The sequence below is a fragment of the Methylobacterium sp. OAE515 genome (assembly GCF_041806315.1).
Classification (GTDB): domain Bacteria; phylum Pseudomonadota; class Alphaproteobacteria; order Rhizobiales; family Beijerinckiaceae; genus Methylobacterium; species Methylobacterium tardum.
On the sequence record NZ_JBGMUV010000001.1, the window covers coordinates 2,507,543 to 2,520,535 of the forward strand.

Consider the following 12,993-nt stretch of genomic DNA (forward strand, 5'->3'; position numbering starts at 1 on the left):
GTCGGCCGGGAGCGCGACGCTCGGCCTTTGTTGCGTCTGACCCTACAGGCTCGGTCGGGAACTGCAACGTCCGATCGCATTGGCGATCAGGCGACGGCCTTCATCGCGCTGGCGCGCCGCGGGATCGGGCGCAGGAGGCTCTTCACCTGTGAGTAGGGTCGCGGCCGGTTGATCACCTCGTCCAGGCGCGACCACAGGGTCTTGGGCGAAAACGGCTTGGCGATGATCTCGTTGACCCCGAGTGCCACGGCACGGTCGACCACGTTCCGGCGGGGCTGGGCCAGCATCAGGATGATCGGGATCGTGGGGCAGGGCGAGGTCGTCGGCGTGCGCGCGAGGCGGATGAACTCCTCGCCCGAGAGGATCGACAAGTCCCAGTCGATGATGCTGATGTCGGGCTTGCTCTCCGCCAGCACGCCGAGTGCCTCGGCCCCGTCCGGCGCTTCGAGCACGCGCTTGATGCCCACGCGCATCAGCATGTCGCGGACGATTCGGCGGATATAGAGGCTCTCGTCGACAACGAGGGCCGAAAGATCGGGAAAGGTCGGAGTCGCGATCATGGCCGGCCGGCATTGCGGGACATGGCGGCGAGTCTAGCCCGGTCAGCGTTTGCGTTTCGCTAACGCGTTCCGTCGAATGAGAAAGGCCATCGCGTGAGCAGGCCCGCCTGCGTTGTTTGCCGCAAGAAAGTAACGAAACGAGGGCGTCTGGGCCAAGAAGGTCCTTGCGGTCAAGGCCCGATTGCGTCAGGACTAGGGCGTTATTCTTGGTTACCGCGACCTGGGGTAATGATAGTGCGGGGCGTGGGCTGTCTGGGATGGCGCGCACGCGGTATTCGAGACAAGGGCGGCGGACGGTTTTTGCGAGCTTTCTATGGGACGTGGTCGTGATTTCAGGGGGCCGCAGAAGCGCGGCTTCGACGAGGGTGGCGAGCCGAGATGGCCTGACCAAGCTCCCCCCAGCGGCGGATACGGCGGCGGCGGCTTCGGTGGCGGCGGCGGCGGTTTCGGTGGGGGCGGTTTCGACCGCGGCCCGTCGCGTGGTGCAGCACCGGTCGCGTCCGGGCCGGAGCGCGATGCCACGGTTAAGTGGTTCAACAAGGAGAAGGGCTTCGGCTTCGTCGAACTCGGCGACGGTTCGGGCGATGCCTTCCTCCACATCCGCGCCGTAGAGGCGGCCGGCCACGATGACCTGCAGCCGGGTACCCGGCTGACGGTGACGACGGCCCAGGGCCAGAAGGGTCCGCAGGTCACCAGCGTGACGAGCGTCGACACCTCCACGGCCGAGGCGCCCGCGCCGCGTCGCGAATTCCGTCCGCGCACCGGCGGCTTCGGCGGCGGCGGTGGTGGCGGCTACGGCGGTGGCGGCGGCGGTGGTGGCGGCTACGGCGGCGGCGGCGGTGGTTATGGCGGCGGTGGCGGTGGCCGCTCGGCTGGCGGCCCCTCTGTCGAGATGAGCGGTACCGTCAAGTGGTATGACCCTGCCAAGGGCTTCGGCTTTGTCTCGGTCAACGACGGCGGCAAGGACGTTTTCGTCCACCGTTCTGCCCTGTCGCGGGCCGGCCTCGACTCGCTGGCAGAGGGGCAGCAGGTCACGCTTGGCGTGGTCGAGGGCCAGAAGGGTCGCGAAGCGCAGAGCATCAACGTCGAGGACTGACGGGATCGCGCCGGCTGCTTTCCGGCCGTGATCCACGACGAAGACTTCAGGGCGGCGGCTCCTTAAGCGGAGCCGCCGCCCTCTTCATGTCAGGTCCGCCATGCGCCGTGTTGTCCTGTTGTCCGTTCTGCTCGTGCTTGCGGGTTCGGCGCGCGCGGAAGACTTTTCCGGCTTCTACGCGGGCATCAACGCGGGCTATGCCGTCGGTCACGGCCGCGACAGGACCGGGACTTTACCCAGCACCGGATACGAGGCGGCCAAGCCCGGTCCCGGGAGTGAGCTGCCGCCCAGCGCACGCGATGCGGCCGCGGCGCTCCGAATGCGCGATGCTGGCGGCTCGTCGAAGCGCTGAGGCCAGGCTGGTCCATTGATCCTGTTCCGAGATCAGCGACCGCACCGGGAAGTAGCCTTTGCGTCCTCGCAGATTCGCTCAGCAGATCTCGGGCCTCCGATTTGCCGTTGCTCGAAGCGTTGCGACTGACGGCGGGATAACGGCGCCAACGACATAGCGGCCGGCCACCTTAAGCGCCTCATCTCACACTAGAATCGTTCCGGAACATAGACGTTGCACCGTCGCGGCGGCCGCTGCTAGGTCGCGCCATGGGCTCACGGAAACGAGAGGTGGTGCGATGAGCGCCCGCGCGACGCCGAAGCTCGCCGACCGGATCGCGGTCGGAGGCCGTGTGCTCCTGGCGGCTTTGGGCGGCTACGCCGTCGCCGCGCTCGCGACCGCGCTGCTCGCCGTCAGCCTGCCCGGCCCGAAGGCCGAAGCTGTGTCCGCCGCGACTCTCGTAAGCTTCGCCATCATGGCCGCGGTGATTATCTGGGTCTTCGCGGCGCGGACGCTGGCCCGAGCGGCGCTGGGTCTGGCGGTCCCGGCAGCGGCGATGATCTGTGCGCTGTGGCTCGCGGGAGCCTTCTCGGCCGGAGTTCCCACGTGAGCCGAGTTCGAAGCGTCCGGCAGTCCATGGCCTGGCTGCATACGTGGTCCGGCCTGGTAGTCGGATGGGTGCTGTTCGCGATCTTCGTGACCGGTACGGCCAGCTACTATCGCACTGAGATCTCGCAGTGGATGCGTCCGGAACTGACCGACGCGGCGCCGGACCCGGTTGCGGCAGCCACGCGCGCCGGCACGTTCCTGCAGAAGACGATGGCGGACGCGGCGGGCTGGTCCGTGCGGCTGCCGAATGCCGAAAACCCGGCCGTCGAAGTCTATTGGTGGCAGAGCCCGGTCGGCCCCTTTCACCACGCGCTTCTCGATCCCGCCACGGGTGAGCCGTCGCGGGCGCGCGACACGCGCGGCGGCGACTTCCTCTACCGCTTCCATTTCGAATTGAACCTGCCGCCGATCTGGGGGCGCTGGATCGTCTCGGCCTGCGCGATGATCCTGCTGATCGCGCTGATCTCGGGGATCGTCACACATCGGCGCATCTTCGTGGATTTCTTCACCTTCCGGCGCGAACGCTCGGCTCAGCGGGGGTGGCTCGACGCCCACAACGTGACGGGCGTGCTGGCGCTGCCGTTCCATCTGATGATCGTCTATACGGGGCTGGTCACCCTGGCGTCGATGCTGATGCCCTGGGGCGTCAGGACCGTCTACGGCGAGGACGCGCTCCGCTACTATGCCGAGGCGGGTCTCATGACGCCGGGCCGGGCGCCTCAGGGACGGCCGGGCGCCCTGCTGCCGCTCGGCGAGATCGTGGCGCGGGCGGTCGCGGCCCGTGGCGAGATGCCGGAAGTGCTCATGGTGTCGATGCCGGGCGACGCCGGTGCGACGGCCACGGCGTATTTCGAGGAGCCCCACGGCCTCGCGCACCTGCACCCGCAGATCGCCTATGCAGCCGATACCGGCGCCGAGATCGGGCGTGTCGGCGAGGCCGGGGCTGCAACCCGAACGGGTGCGGTCATGGCCGGGCTCCACGAGGCGCATTTCGCCGCCGCGCCCCTGCGTCTCCTGTTCTTTCTCTGCGGCGTCATGGGCGCGGCGACGGTCGCCAGCGGCCTCGTGCTCTGGACCGTGGCGCGGGCTCCGAAGGAGAGCGATCCCGAAGGGTTCGGTCTGCGCCTCGTGCGCGTACTCAATCTGGGTACCGTTGGGGGGCTGCCGGTCGGACTCGCCGCCTACTTCCTGGCCAACCGTGTCCTGCCGTTCGGTCTGGAGGCCCGCGCTGACTGGGAGGTTCGAAGCTTCTTCGGGGCCTGGCTGCTCGCCGCTGTCGTCTCCGCCCTGTACCGGCGTGCGCGGGCCTGGACCGCCGCCCTCGGTCTGGCCGGCTGCGCGTTCCTCGCGATCCCGATTGTCGACGCCGTGACGGTGGGCGAGGCGCGCTTCCTCGGCTTCGACCTTGCCATGTCGGCCCTGGGGCTCCTTCTGCTTCTGGCAGCTCGGCTGGCATCGCGCCGCCACGCATTGAGTCCCCGCAGCGCCGGGGCAGCCCTGCACAGGACGGCGCAGGCGTGACCACGGCCGCACACGCGCTGACCCTGCTCCTCGCCTTCTCGGGATTTGCGGCCCTCGCGCTGAGCCTGGATCGGCATCACCGCGCCGCGTTCCGAACACCGGTTCCCAGGCGCCGGGTCGGCGGCCTGCGCGCCGCGGGCTGGTCCGGACTCGCGCTGGCTTTCGCGGCGGCCGTCGGATCGTCCGGATGGGCGTTTGGCCCGGTCCAGTGGGTCGGGTCCCTGACTGCCTCGGCCCTCGCGGTGGTGGCGCTGATCGCCTACCGGCCCGGCTGGTTGCGGATGGCGGCCCTCGTCGCGCTGCCGCTCGCCGCCGCCATGCTGCCTCTGGCGCTCCCGCATTGAGTGCGCTGCGCCGGAAGATTTCCTGCGCCTCAACCGTCATCGAGCGGACGTGAAGCGCAGTCTTTTGTCTACGCGCCGTCCGTAATGATTGCCCGAATATGGGCCTCGAGCGCTCGCGGTTTCGAGGAGGATTGTCCCCCTCGCGGTCACGATCGGAAGAGCGTAGGATCCTCGCACTCGCGCACTGGCCAAAAGTCCATCTTGATTCGACCGGCCAAAAGCCATTGGCTGCGATCACAGCGGAACCGGATGCGGCCCGATTGAACGGCCGCCCGGGCGCCAGCTAACGCCCAAGAGCCGCGGTTCGCGAGGCCGGGGCCTACGGAGGAAACAGAGCGATGAACAAGCCGGAATTCCTCGGCGACGCCAAGATCAAGTCGCCCTTCTCGGCCCGCTACGAGAACTTCATCGGCGGCCAGTGGGTCGCGCCCGCGGCCGGCCGCTACTTCGAGAACACCTCGCCGATCACCGGCAAGGTGGTGTGCGAGGTCGCCCGCTCCGACGCGCAGGACGTCGAGAAGGCGCTCGACGCCGCTCACGCGGCCAAGGAGGCCTGGGGCCGCACTGCCCCGGCCGAGCGCGCCCGCATCCTCCTCAAGATGGCCGACCGGATGGAGGAGAACCTCGATCTGATCGCGCTGGCCGAGACCTGGGACAACGGCAAGCCGATCCGCGAGACGACCCACGCCGACATCCCGCTCGCCATCGACCATTTCCGCTACTTCGCCGGCTGCGTGCGGGCGCAGGAGGGCTCGATCTCCGAGATCGACCACGACACGGTGGCCTATCACTTCCATGAGCCGCTGGGTGTGGTCGGCCAGATCATTCCGTGGAACTTCCCGATCCTGATGGCGGTGTGGAAGCTCGCCCCGGCGCTCGCCGCCGGTAATTGCGTGGTGCTGAAGCCCGCGGAGCAGACTCCGGCCTCCGTGCTGGTGCTGATGGAGATCATCGGCGACCTGCTGCCGCCGGGCGTGCTCAACATCGTCAACGGCTTCGGCCTCGAGGCGGGCAAGCCGCTCGCCTCGTCGCCGCGGATCGCCAAGATCGCCTTCACGGGTGAGACGACCACCGGCCGCCTCATCATGCAGTACGCGTCGCAGAACCTGATTCCGGTAACGCTGGAGCTCGGTGGCAAGTCGCCGAACATCTTCTTCGCCGACGTGGCGAACGAGGACGACGACTTCTTCGACAAGGCCCTCGAAGGCTTCACGATGTTCGCCCTCAACCAGGGCGAGGTCTGCACCTGCCCGAGCCGCGCGCTCGTGCACGAATCGATCTACGACCGCTTCATGGAGCGGGCGGTGAAGCGGGTCGAGGCAATCACGCAGGGCTCGCCGCTCGATCCGGCCACGATGATCGGCGCCCAGGCCTCGGGCGAGCAGATGGAGAAGATCCTCTCCTACATCGACATCGGCCGGCAGGAGGGCGCGCAGCTGCTCACCGGCGGTGAGCGCAACGTCAAGGACGGCGAGTTCGCCGAGGGCTTCTATGTGAAGCCGACGGTGTTCCGCGGCCACAACAAGATGCGCATCTTCCAGGAGGAGATCTTCGGGCCGGTCCTGTCGGTCACGACCTTCAAGGACGATGCCGAGGCGCTCTCGATTGCCAACGACACGCTCTACGGTCTCGGCGCCGGCGTCTGGACCCGCGACGGGACCCGCGCCTACCGCTTCGGCCGGGCCATCCAGGCCGGCCGCGTCTGGACGAACTGCTACCACGCCTACCCGGCCCACGCGGCCTTCGGCGGCTACAAGCAGTCCGGCATTGGACGCGAGACCCACAAGATGATGCTCGATCACTACCAGCAGACCAAGAACATGCTGGTCAGCTACTCGGCCAAGAAGCTCGGCTTCTTCTGAGCTTCTGCCCGGGTCAACCCCCGAGACAACTTCGCCCCGGCCTGAGAGCCGGGGCTTTTTACAGTCTCGCGGTCAGCGCTTCAGGCAGGACGCGGCGATCGCTGCCGATGTCCGGTCGTGCAGGCTGATGGTGCGGTCCGCCACCGTCCGGCGAACCTCCCCGCCTTCGTTGGCCTCTCCCTTCCCGAACTCCCAGAGCTGAGCCTACACCGCCCCGTCGGCATAGCAGCCGCAGAACGACGCTCGGTCCGCGATCACGGCGTCGCGTGGGACGACCCGCGCGGGGTGGTTCAGGCATGTTCGCAATTCGACCTCCCGCGCCGGCGCGTCGACATCCTCGCGCGACAGGGCAGGGGGGCTTGCCAGTCCGGCGAACAGCAGGGCGGCGAGCGGGCGGCTCAATAGACACCGTACCCGAAGCCTTCGTACGGCACGCTGGCAATCGAGCCGGGCGGCATCGGACCGGCATCGGCGCTGACGGATGGAACATCGTCGGGCGGCCCATCCCAGCCGACAACGCCCATCGGGTTGTCCGGGGTGACGTTCGGATTTCCGGCGACGTGCCAGGCGTGCTGAACGAACAGCGGCTGGGTGCGCGGCTGAACGCGGAGCGTCAGCGGGTTGGCGCCGGCCGGTGTCGCAGCAACGCCGGCGAACACGAGGGCGAGGGCGAGGGCTCGTGATGGGGTCATGGCGTCGATCAGCCCGGTCGGCTCTCCCTTCTGCGCCCGAAATGGACGCATTCTTGGCGAGCAACGCGGGACGGGTCGATCGGCAACAGCTTGGCCATTCCGCCCGCGGGAATGTGGAAATCCCGGCGCGCGGACGCATATCCAAGGTAACCCGGGGAGGTCAGCATGAGCACGGATGCGACGGTTGAAGCCACGACCGCGGAGCAGGTCGGTGCCGACGGCACGCCGCTGCGGGTCACCGCCACGCCCAAGGCGCTGGAGCTCGTCGAGGAGCTGCGGGCCGAGTACGGCCCCGTGATGTTTCACCAGTCCGGCGGGTGCTGCGACGGCTCCTCACCCATGTGCTACCCGGTCGGCGACTTCATTGTCGGCGACGGCGACGTGCATCTCGGCCGCGTCGGCGGCGCGGATTTCTACATCAGCCGGTCCCAATTCGAGGTCTGGAAGCACACGCACCTGATCCTCGACGTCGTGCCCGGTCGCGGGGGCATGTTCTCGCTGGAGAATGGCCGCGAGAAGCGCTTCCACATCCGCTCGCGCCTGTTTTCCGAGGCTGAGAATCGCGCCCTCGACGGTGCCTGCAAGCTCTGAAGGGAGGCCTTGCAATGGCAACTGTGACGCTCTGGAGCGACGCCGAGGCCGAAGCGGAGCCGCGGGTGCGGGCCGTGTTCGCGGACATCCGGGCGACGCGGGGCTCCGATTTCATCAACAATTTCTGGCGCGGGCTCGCCAACGATCCCGCCCTGCTCGAGCGGACCTGGACCAGTCTCAAGGCCGTCATGGGGCCGGGCTCACTCGATCCGCTGACCAAGGAACTGGTCTACATCGCGGTCTCGATTGCGAATGGCTGCCCCTATTGCATCCATTCGCACACGGCCGCGGCGCGCGAAGGGCTTGACGGCGGAGCAGCACGGCGAATTCCTGGCGATTGTCGGCATGGCGAACCAGACCAACGCGCTGGTCAACGGCATGCAGATTCCCGTCGATCCCGCCTTCAGGGTGGAGGAACGTCCATGAGCACCGGGTCCGAAACGCAGAAGCCAGGCTTCCTGGTGGTGCACGAGAGCGCACCATTCCGCGGCAAGCAGGGACACCTCTACCGTCCGGCGATCTCGGCCGAGGCGGTCGATTCCAAAGCCCTGCACATGCAGCTCCTTGAGATCCCGCCCGGTGAGCGGGCCCACGCCCACAAGCACGAAGCCCATGAGACGGCGATCTACGTCCTCTCCGGCGTTTCGGGCTGCTTCTGGGGCGAGCGTCTCGAGAACCACGCCATCGCGGGGGCCGGCGAGTTCGTCTACATCGCCGCCAACGTCCCGCACCTGCCGTACAATCGCAGCCAGACGGAGCCGGTGACGGCGGTGATCGCCCGCACCGACCCGAACGAGCAGGAGAGCGTGGTCCTGCTGCCGGAGCTGGAAGCCGGCGTCGACTGGTCGAAGGCCGAGGTGTAGCCCTTCAGCGCTGCTCGATCCGCTCGTTCGCCAGCCGCTCGGCGCGGGTCCGCTCGTCGGCGGAGAGCCCCGAAAGGGTCTGGTCGAGCCACGCGTCGGACAGCCCCTGACCAGCGGCGGCGAGGTTCCAGGCCGCAGCCTCGACCGTGTTCTTGGGCACGCCGCGGCCGACCGCGTAGAGCCGCGCGACTCGGTTCTGCGCGATCGCGTTCCCCCGCGAGGCCGCGTGCAGGAAGTAGCGGGCCGCGGAACGCTCGTCCTTGCTCACGCCGTTGCCGTTGAACAGCAGGATCGCGTACTCGACCTCGCTGGCGAGATCGCCGTTGTCGGCGCCGCGGCGGAAGAGTTGCGCCGCCATGGCGGGATCCTTGGGCACGCCGCGACCCTGGAGGTAGAGCACGCCGAGATCGTGCTGGGCCGGCCCGATTTCCGCATCCGCGGCCTTCCGGAATTGCGCGGCGGCCGCGGCCTCGTCAGCAGTCGCGCCGGTGCCGATCAGAATCAGGCCGAGATTGTAGGCGGCTGTCGGTGAGCCGTGGGACGTGGCCTGTTCCAGCCAGCGGCGGCCGGCCTTCGCATCCTTCGGCATACCGCGTCCGTCGAGGGCCATGAGGCCCAGAGACGACATGGCGGCGGCGTCGTTCTGAGCCGCCGCGAGCCTGTACCACTCGGCGGCCTTGACCGGGTTCTGCTTGACGCCGAGGCCCTGATTGTAGAGCTCGCCGAGCAGCGTCATGGCCGGCGCATCCTTGGGATTGGCCTCGATGCGTTTGGTCGCCTCCCGGAAGGCCGTGACGTACTGGCCGCGCTGGTACGCGCCGTAGGCGAGATCCGGGGGCTGACCGTTGGCCGGGGGCACGGCCCCCCGCGTATAGTTCGGCGTATAGGGACTCGGCAGCTCCGGCATCTGCTTCTTGCCGGGCTCGGCGCCGGGTGAGGCGGCCGACGGCAGCGCGTTCTTCGACGGCTCCGTCGGTCCAGTGGCACCCCAGGCCGGGGCGGCCAGCACCGAGAACGCGGCGATGACCGCCAGGGTGTGCGGCGATGGCCGCGTCATCAGGCTCCCGCCTCCTGCATCGTCCGATGGGCCCGCTCGACCGCGGCCGGATCCTGCAGCCAGAGCCCGCTCTCGAGCCCGACGAACTCGGCACCTGTCGCGGACAAGGACGCGATCTCGTCGGCAGCCGCCGCGACGGCGATGCACGGAGTCTCGAAAATCTCCGCCCACCACGTGGCGCGTGCCAGCACACCCTCGGGATCAGGGGCGATGCCGTCCGGATAGAGGCCGCCGAACATCAGGTAGTCGATGCCTGCTTCGCCAGCCTCCATGGCCGCGTGCTTCGTCTCGATGCCGCCGGCGCCGAGGATGCGGCCCTCCTTCAACCGGCTACGCAGGTCCTTGAGGTCGCGCGGCTTGTCGACATGGATGCCGTCGGCACCGCCGCGGATCGCCACCGCGGCCAGATCGCCGACGAAGCCCGGGCAGGCCACGACCAGAGCGGCGCCGTGCTCCTGAGCCACCGGCGCCACCTGCTTGACGCGGGCGACCAGTGCGCGCTCGTCGACCGCGGCGAGCCGCAGGATCACCGCGGCCACTTCGCCGCTCCCGAACGCACCCTTCAGGGCGGCTACAAAACCGTCGAGGTCGGCGGCGTCGAGGCCGTGGGGCCCGAGCAGGGCGAGACGCGCATCGTTGCTCATCGCGAGGGGCTGCGCGGTCTCACCGTGCGCCGATCTTCGGATCGAGCGCGCCGCTGGCGTAGCGCTTGGCCATCTCGGCGACCGAGATCGGCCGTATCTTGGAGCCCTTGCCGGCGGTGTTGAACTCCTCGAAGCGCTGCTTGCAGAGCTTCGTCATCGCCTCCATGGCGGGCTTCAGGTACTTGCGCGGATCGAACTCGGACGGGTTCTCGGTCAGGACCTTCCGGATCTGGCCGGTCATCGCCATGCGGTTGTCCGTGTCGATGTTGATCTTGCGCACGCCGTGCTTGATGCCGCGCTGGATCTCCTCGACCGGGACGCCCCAGGTCGGCTTCATCTGGCCGCCGTACTGGTTGATGATGTCCTGGAGGTCCTGCGGAACCGACGAGGAGCCGTGCATGACGAGGTGGGTCGTCGGCAGGCGGCGGTGGATCTCCTCGATCACGTTCATCGCCAGCACCTCGCCGTCGGGCTTGCGGGTGAACTTGTAGGCGCCGTGGCTCGTGCCCATCGCCACCGCTAGCGCGTCCACCTTGGTGGCCTCGACGAACTTCACAGCCTCGTCCGGATCGGTCAGGAGCTGGTCGTGGCTGAGGGTGCCCTCGGCGCCGTGGCCGTCCTCGGCCTCACCCTGGCCGCTCTCCAGCGAGCCCAGCACGCCCAGCTCGCCCTCGACCGAGACGCCGGCCCAATGGGCCATCTTGGTGACGTTGCGGGTGATCTCGACGTTATAATTGTAGTCGGCCGGGGTCTTGCCGTCGGCCTTGAGTGAGCCGTCCATCATCACGGAGGTGAAGCCGTACTGGATGGCGGTGGCGCAGGTGGCTTCGTTGTTGCCGTGGTCGAGATGCATGCAGACTGGGATATGCGGGTAGATCTCGACGAGCCCGTCGATCAGCTTGGCCAGCACGATGTCGTTGGCGTAGGCGCGGGCGCCGCGGCTCGCCTGCAGAATCACGGGCGAGTCCGTCGCGTCGGCTGCCGCCATGATGGCGAGCCCCTGCTCCATATTGTTCAGGTTAAACGCGGGCACCCCGTACTCGTGCTCAGCGGCATGATCGAGGAGCTGCCGGAGGGTGATGCGTGCCATCGTGCGTGTCTTCCCGTTTCCGTTTGGTCGTCTGCCCGATCGCCGATGGCGCCGTGCGGCGCTCAGCTGAGCTGTATCGTACCGCTCTGCCGAGAGCCTTGCTTTCGGTCAATCTCAGACGCCGAATTGCGCATTCCTTGCCCGGATGATCCTCAACCCGTTCTGCCCTCCAGGGCCGCGACGCGTTCCTCGACCTCGCTGACCCGCGCGTCGAAATCGCCCGCCGTGGCGAACATCATTACGAGCATCCCGGCCGCGTTGCGGCGATCCTCGCGCATGCCGGTTTCGAGACCGTCCATCCGCATCTCAAAATTGCCCATGCGCGTCTCGAGCTTGTCGAAGCACGCGAGCACCTGTGCAGGGCTCACCTGGATGCCCGTCAGGATCTCGAAAGTCGCGTTCTCCACGGTGCCACCAAGCGACTCGGCCCCCCGGCTGATGAAGGCCGCCATAATAGACGGGTTCGCGCCGCTGGGGGAGGAGAGCAAGAGCTCCCTCAGCCCTTCGCCCGCAACGCCTCGACGCCCGGCAGGGCCTTGCCTTCCAGCCATTCGAGAAAGGCGCCGCCGGCGGTCGAGACGTAGGTGAAGTCCTGCGCGACGCCCGCATGGTTGAGAGCGGCCACGGTGTCGCCGCCGCCCGCCACCGAGACGAGGTAACCGGCCTTCGTCCGCGTGGCTGCGTGCTTGGCGGCCGCTACCGTCGCGGCGTCGAACGGCGCGAGCTCGAACGCGCCCAGCGGGCCGTTCCAGACCAGGGTCTTGGCCCCGTCGATGGCGGCATTGATCTCGGCGACCGAGCGCGGGCCGGCATCGAGGATCATGCTGGCTTCCGGCACCGTGTCCACCGAAACGGTGTCGTGAGGGGCTTGCGCCTTGAACTCCGTCGCGGCGACGGCGTCGACCGGCAGGATGATCCGGCAGCCGGCCTTCTGGGCCGCCGCCAGGATCCGGGTCGCGGTCTCGGCGAGATCCTTCTCGCATAGGGACTTGCCGACGGACTTGCCCTGGGCGTGCAGGAAGGTGTTGGCCATGCCGCCGCCGATCACCAGCATGTCGACCTTGGCGACGAGGTTCTCCAGAAGATCGATCTTGGAGGATACCTTGGCGCCGCCGACCAGCGCGATCACCGGGCGCTGCGGCGATTCCAGGCCCTTGGTGAGGGCCTCGAGCTCGGCCTGCATCTCACGGCCGGCATAGGCCGGCAGCCGGTGCGCCAGCCCCTCGGTGGAGGCGTGGGCCCGATGGGCCGCCGAGAAAGCCTCGTTGACGTAAACGTCACCGTTCGCCGCCAGCGCGTCCGCGAAGGCCGCCTCGTTCTTCTCCTCGCCCGGATGGTAGCGGGTGTTCTCGAGGAGCAGGACATCGCCTTCCTTGAGGGCTGCCACAGCCTGCGCGGCCACCTCGCCGACGCAATCCGCCGCGAAGGCGACCTCGCGTCCCAGTGCCGCCGCGAGGGCTGGGACCAGCGGCTCCAGCGAGTCCTTCGGCTCGCGCTTGCCCTTCGGCCGACCGAAATGGGCGAGCAGGATCACCTTCGCGCCCTTCTCGGCGACCTCGCGGATCGTCGGCGCGACACGCTCGATGCGGGTCGCGTCGGTCACGCGACCGTTCTCCATCGGCACGTTCAGGTCGACGCGCATGAGAACCCGCTTGCCCGTGAGGGAGTCGGCGTCGTCAAGGGTACGGAAGGCGCTCATGCGGTCTGTTGCGGTCCTGTGCGGGGCGACGGGG

At 68.3% G+C, this 12,993-nt stretch carries 16 protein-coding genes and 1 pseudogene; 9 read left to right on the forward strand and 8 right to left on the reverse strand.

The genetic code is table 11. From position 1 onward, the window contains the following. Positions 1–86 precede the first annotated feature (86 nt). Positions 87–560, reverse strand: coding sequence for a response regulator (locus ABIE45_RS12240; RefSeq protein ID WP_012317168.1), 474 nt, complete (start codon positions 558–560; stop codon positions 87–89). Between the two features lie 313 nt (positions 561–873). On the opposite strand from ABIE45_RS12240, the gene ABIE45_RS12245 reads away from it, so the two are divergent. The 6 genes from ABIE45_RS12245 to adh all read left to right on the forward strand — a co-directional run bounded on the left by ABIE45_RS12245 (position 874) and on the right by adh (position 6,323). Next, positions 874–1,656: a cold shock domain-containing protein gene (locus tag ABIE45_RS12245; RefSeq protein WP_192706961.1), complete on the forward strand. Its 783-nt coding sequence runs from the start codon at positions 874–876 to the stop codon at positions 1,654–1,656. 118 nt (positions 1,657–1,774) lie between these two features. Beyond that, positions 1,775–2,008 (forward strand): hypothetical protein, encoded by a 234-nt coding sequence (locus tag ABIE45_RS12250; protein WP_373622317.1) that lies wholly within the window; start codon positions 1,775–1,777, stop codon positions 2,006–2,008. A 277-nt stretch (positions 2,009–2,285) separates the two neighbouring features. Continuing rightward, positions 2,286–2,597 (forward strand): iron transporter, encoded by a 312-nt coding sequence (locus ABIE45_RS12255; RefSeq protein ID WP_192706963.1) that lies wholly within the window; start codon positions 2,286–2,288, stop codon positions 2,595–2,597. Continuing rightward, positions 2,594–4,117, forward strand: coding sequence for a PepSY-associated TM helix domain-containing protein (locus ABIE45_RS12260; RefSeq protein ID WP_373622318.1), 1,524 nt, complete (start codon positions 2,594–2,596; stop codon positions 4,115–4,117). Before ABIE45_RS12255 ends, ABIE45_RS12260 begins: the two co-directional genes overlap by 4 nt. Further along, positions 4,114–4,461: a DUF3325 domain-containing protein gene (locus ABIE45_RS12265; protein ID WP_192706964.1), complete on the forward strand. Its 348-nt coding sequence runs from the start codon at positions 4,114–4,116 to the stop codon at positions 4,459–4,461. Before ABIE45_RS12260 ends, ABIE45_RS12265 begins: the two co-directional genes overlap by 4 nt. A gap of 338 nt (positions 4,462–4,799) precedes the next feature. Continuing rightward, complete coding sequence (gene adh / locus ABIE45_RS12270) at positions 4,800–6,323, forward strand: aldehyde dehydrogenase (RefSeq protein ID WP_192706965.1); 1,524 nt, start codon at positions 4,800–4,802, stop codon at positions 6,321–6,323. Between the two features lie 204 nt (positions 6,324–6,527). Here the strand turns inward: adh and ABIE45_RS12275 are convergent, their stop codons facing one another. Together ABIE45_RS12275 and ABIE45_RS12280 are read right to left on the reverse strand one after the other, a co-directional pair. After that, positions 6,528–6,725 (reverse strand): hypothetical protein, encoded by a 198-nt coding sequence (locus ABIE45_RS12275; protein ID WP_192706966.1) that lies wholly within the window; start codon positions 6,723–6,725, stop codon positions 6,528–6,530. Further along, positions 6,722–7,015, reverse strand: coding sequence for a hypothetical protein (locus ABIE45_RS12280; protein WP_192706967.1), 294 nt, complete (start codon positions 7,013–7,015; stop codon positions 6,722–6,724). The genes ABIE45_RS12275 and ABIE45_RS12280 overlap by 4 nt, the downstream gene beginning before the upstream one ends. A 165-nt stretch (positions 7,016–7,180) precedes the next feature. Here ABIE45_RS12280 and ABIE45_RS12285 point away from each other — a divergent pair, with 165 nt between their 5' ends. From ABIE45_RS12285 to ABIE45_RS12295, 3 genes and pseudogenes are all read left to right on the forward strand, one after another. Beyond that, the gene (locus tag ABIE45_RS12285) at positions 7,181–7,606 is read left to right on the forward strand and encodes a DUF779 domain-containing protein (RefSeq protein ID WP_192706968.1); all 426 of its coding nucleotides are present in this window, start codon (positions 7,181–7,183) and stop codon (positions 7,604–7,606) included. Between the two features lie 14 nt (positions 7,607–7,620). After that, positions 7,621–8,032, forward strand: a pseudogene (locus ABIE45_RS12290) (carboxymuconolactone decarboxylase family protein). Next, the gene (locus ABIE45_RS12295; RefSeq protein ID WP_192706969.1) at positions 8,029–8,469 is read left to right on the forward strand and encodes a cupin domain-containing protein; all 441 of its coding nucleotides are present in this window, start codon (positions 8,029–8,031) and stop codon (positions 8,467–8,469) included. The pseudogene ABIE45_RS12290 and the gene ABIE45_RS12295 overlap by 4 nt, the downstream one beginning before the upstream one ends. Before the next feature lie 4 nt (positions 8,470–8,473). On the opposite strand, the gene ABIE45_RS12300 is transcribed toward ABIE45_RS12295, so the two are convergent. From ABIE45_RS12300 to pgk, 5 genes are all read right to left on the reverse strand, one after another. Next, positions 8,474–9,526 (reverse strand): tetratricopeptide repeat protein, encoded by a 1,053-nt coding sequence (locus ABIE45_RS12300; RefSeq protein WP_192706970.1) that lies wholly within the window; start codon positions 9,524–9,526, stop codon positions 8,474–8,476. Next, positions 9,526–10,170: a thiamine phosphate synthase gene (locus ABIE45_RS12305; RefSeq protein WP_192706971.1), complete on the reverse strand. Its 645-nt coding sequence runs from the start codon at positions 10,168–10,170 to the stop codon at positions 9,526–9,528. Before ABIE45_RS12305 ends, ABIE45_RS12300 begins: the two co-directional genes overlap by 1 nt. A gap of 19 nt (positions 10,171–10,189) precedes the next feature. Beyond that, positions 10,190–11,260 (reverse strand): class II fructose-bisphosphate aldolase, encoded by a 1,071-nt coding sequence (gene fba, locus ABIE45_RS12310; RefSeq protein WP_192706972.1) that lies wholly within the window; start codon positions 11,258–11,260, stop codon positions 10,190–10,192. A gap of 152 nt (positions 11,261–11,412) precedes the next feature. Next, positions 11,413–11,712, reverse strand: a complete 300-nt coding sequence (locus ABIE45_RS12315; protein ID WP_192706973.1) for a hypothetical protein — start codon at positions 11,710–11,712, stop codon at positions 11,413–11,415. A 44-nt stretch (positions 11,713–11,756) separates the two neighbouring features. After that, on the reverse strand, positions 11,757–12,959 hold the full coding sequence (gene pgk, locus ABIE45_RS12320; RefSeq protein WP_192706974.1) for a phosphoglycerate kinase: 1,203 nt from the start codon (positions 12,957–12,959) through the stop codon (positions 11,757–11,759). Between the last annotated feature and the right edge of the window lie 34 nt (positions 12,960–12,993).

Coding starts and splice junctions, on each gene's coding strand:
- fba (WP_192706972.1), bottom strand. CDS start 11,260: ATGGCACGCATCACCCTCCGGCAGCTCCTCGATCATGCCGCTGAGCAC.
- ABIE45_RS12305 (WP_192706971.1), bottom strand. CDS start 10,170: ATGAGCAACGATGCGCGTCTCGCCCTGCTCGGGCCCCACGGCCTCGAC.
- ABIE45_RS12240 (WP_012317168.1), bottom strand. CDS start 560: ATGATCGCGACTCCGACCTTTCCCGATCTTTCGGCCCTCGTTGTCGAC.
- pgk (WP_192706974.1), bottom strand. CDS start 12,959: ATGAGCGCCTTCCGTACCCTTGACGACGCCGACTCCCTCACGGGCAAG.
- ABIE45_RS12285 (WP_192706968.1), top strand. CDS start 7,181: ATGAGCACGGATGCGACGGTTGAAGCCACGACCGCGGAGCAGGTCGGT.
- ABIE45_RS12255 (WP_192706963.1), top strand. CDS start 2,286: ATGAGCGCCCGCGCGACGCCGAAGCTCGCCGACCGGATCGCGGTCGGA.
- ABIE45_RS12280 (WP_192706967.1), bottom strand. CDS start 7,015: ATGACCCCATCACGAGCCCTCGCCCTCGCCCTCGTGTTCGCCGGCGTT.
- ABIE45_RS12295 (WP_192706969.1), top strand. CDS start 8,029: ATGAGCACCGGGTCCGAAACGCAGAAGCCAGGCTTCCTGGTGGTGCAC.
- ABIE45_RS12315 (WP_192706973.1), bottom strand. CDS start 11,712: ATGGCGGCCTTCATCAGCCGGGGGGCCGAGTCGCTTGGTGGCACCGTG.
- ABIE45_RS12300 (WP_192706970.1), bottom strand. CDS start 9,526: ATGACGCGGCCATCGCCGCACACCCTGGCGGTCATCGCCGCGTTCTCG.
- adh (WP_192706965.1), top strand. CDS start 4,800: ATGAACAAGCCGGAATTCCTCGGCGACGCCAAGATCAAGTCGCCCTTC.
- ABIE45_RS12245 (WP_192706961.1), top strand. CDS start 874: ATGGGACGTGGTCGTGATTTCAGGGGGCCGCAGAAGCGCGGCTTCGAC.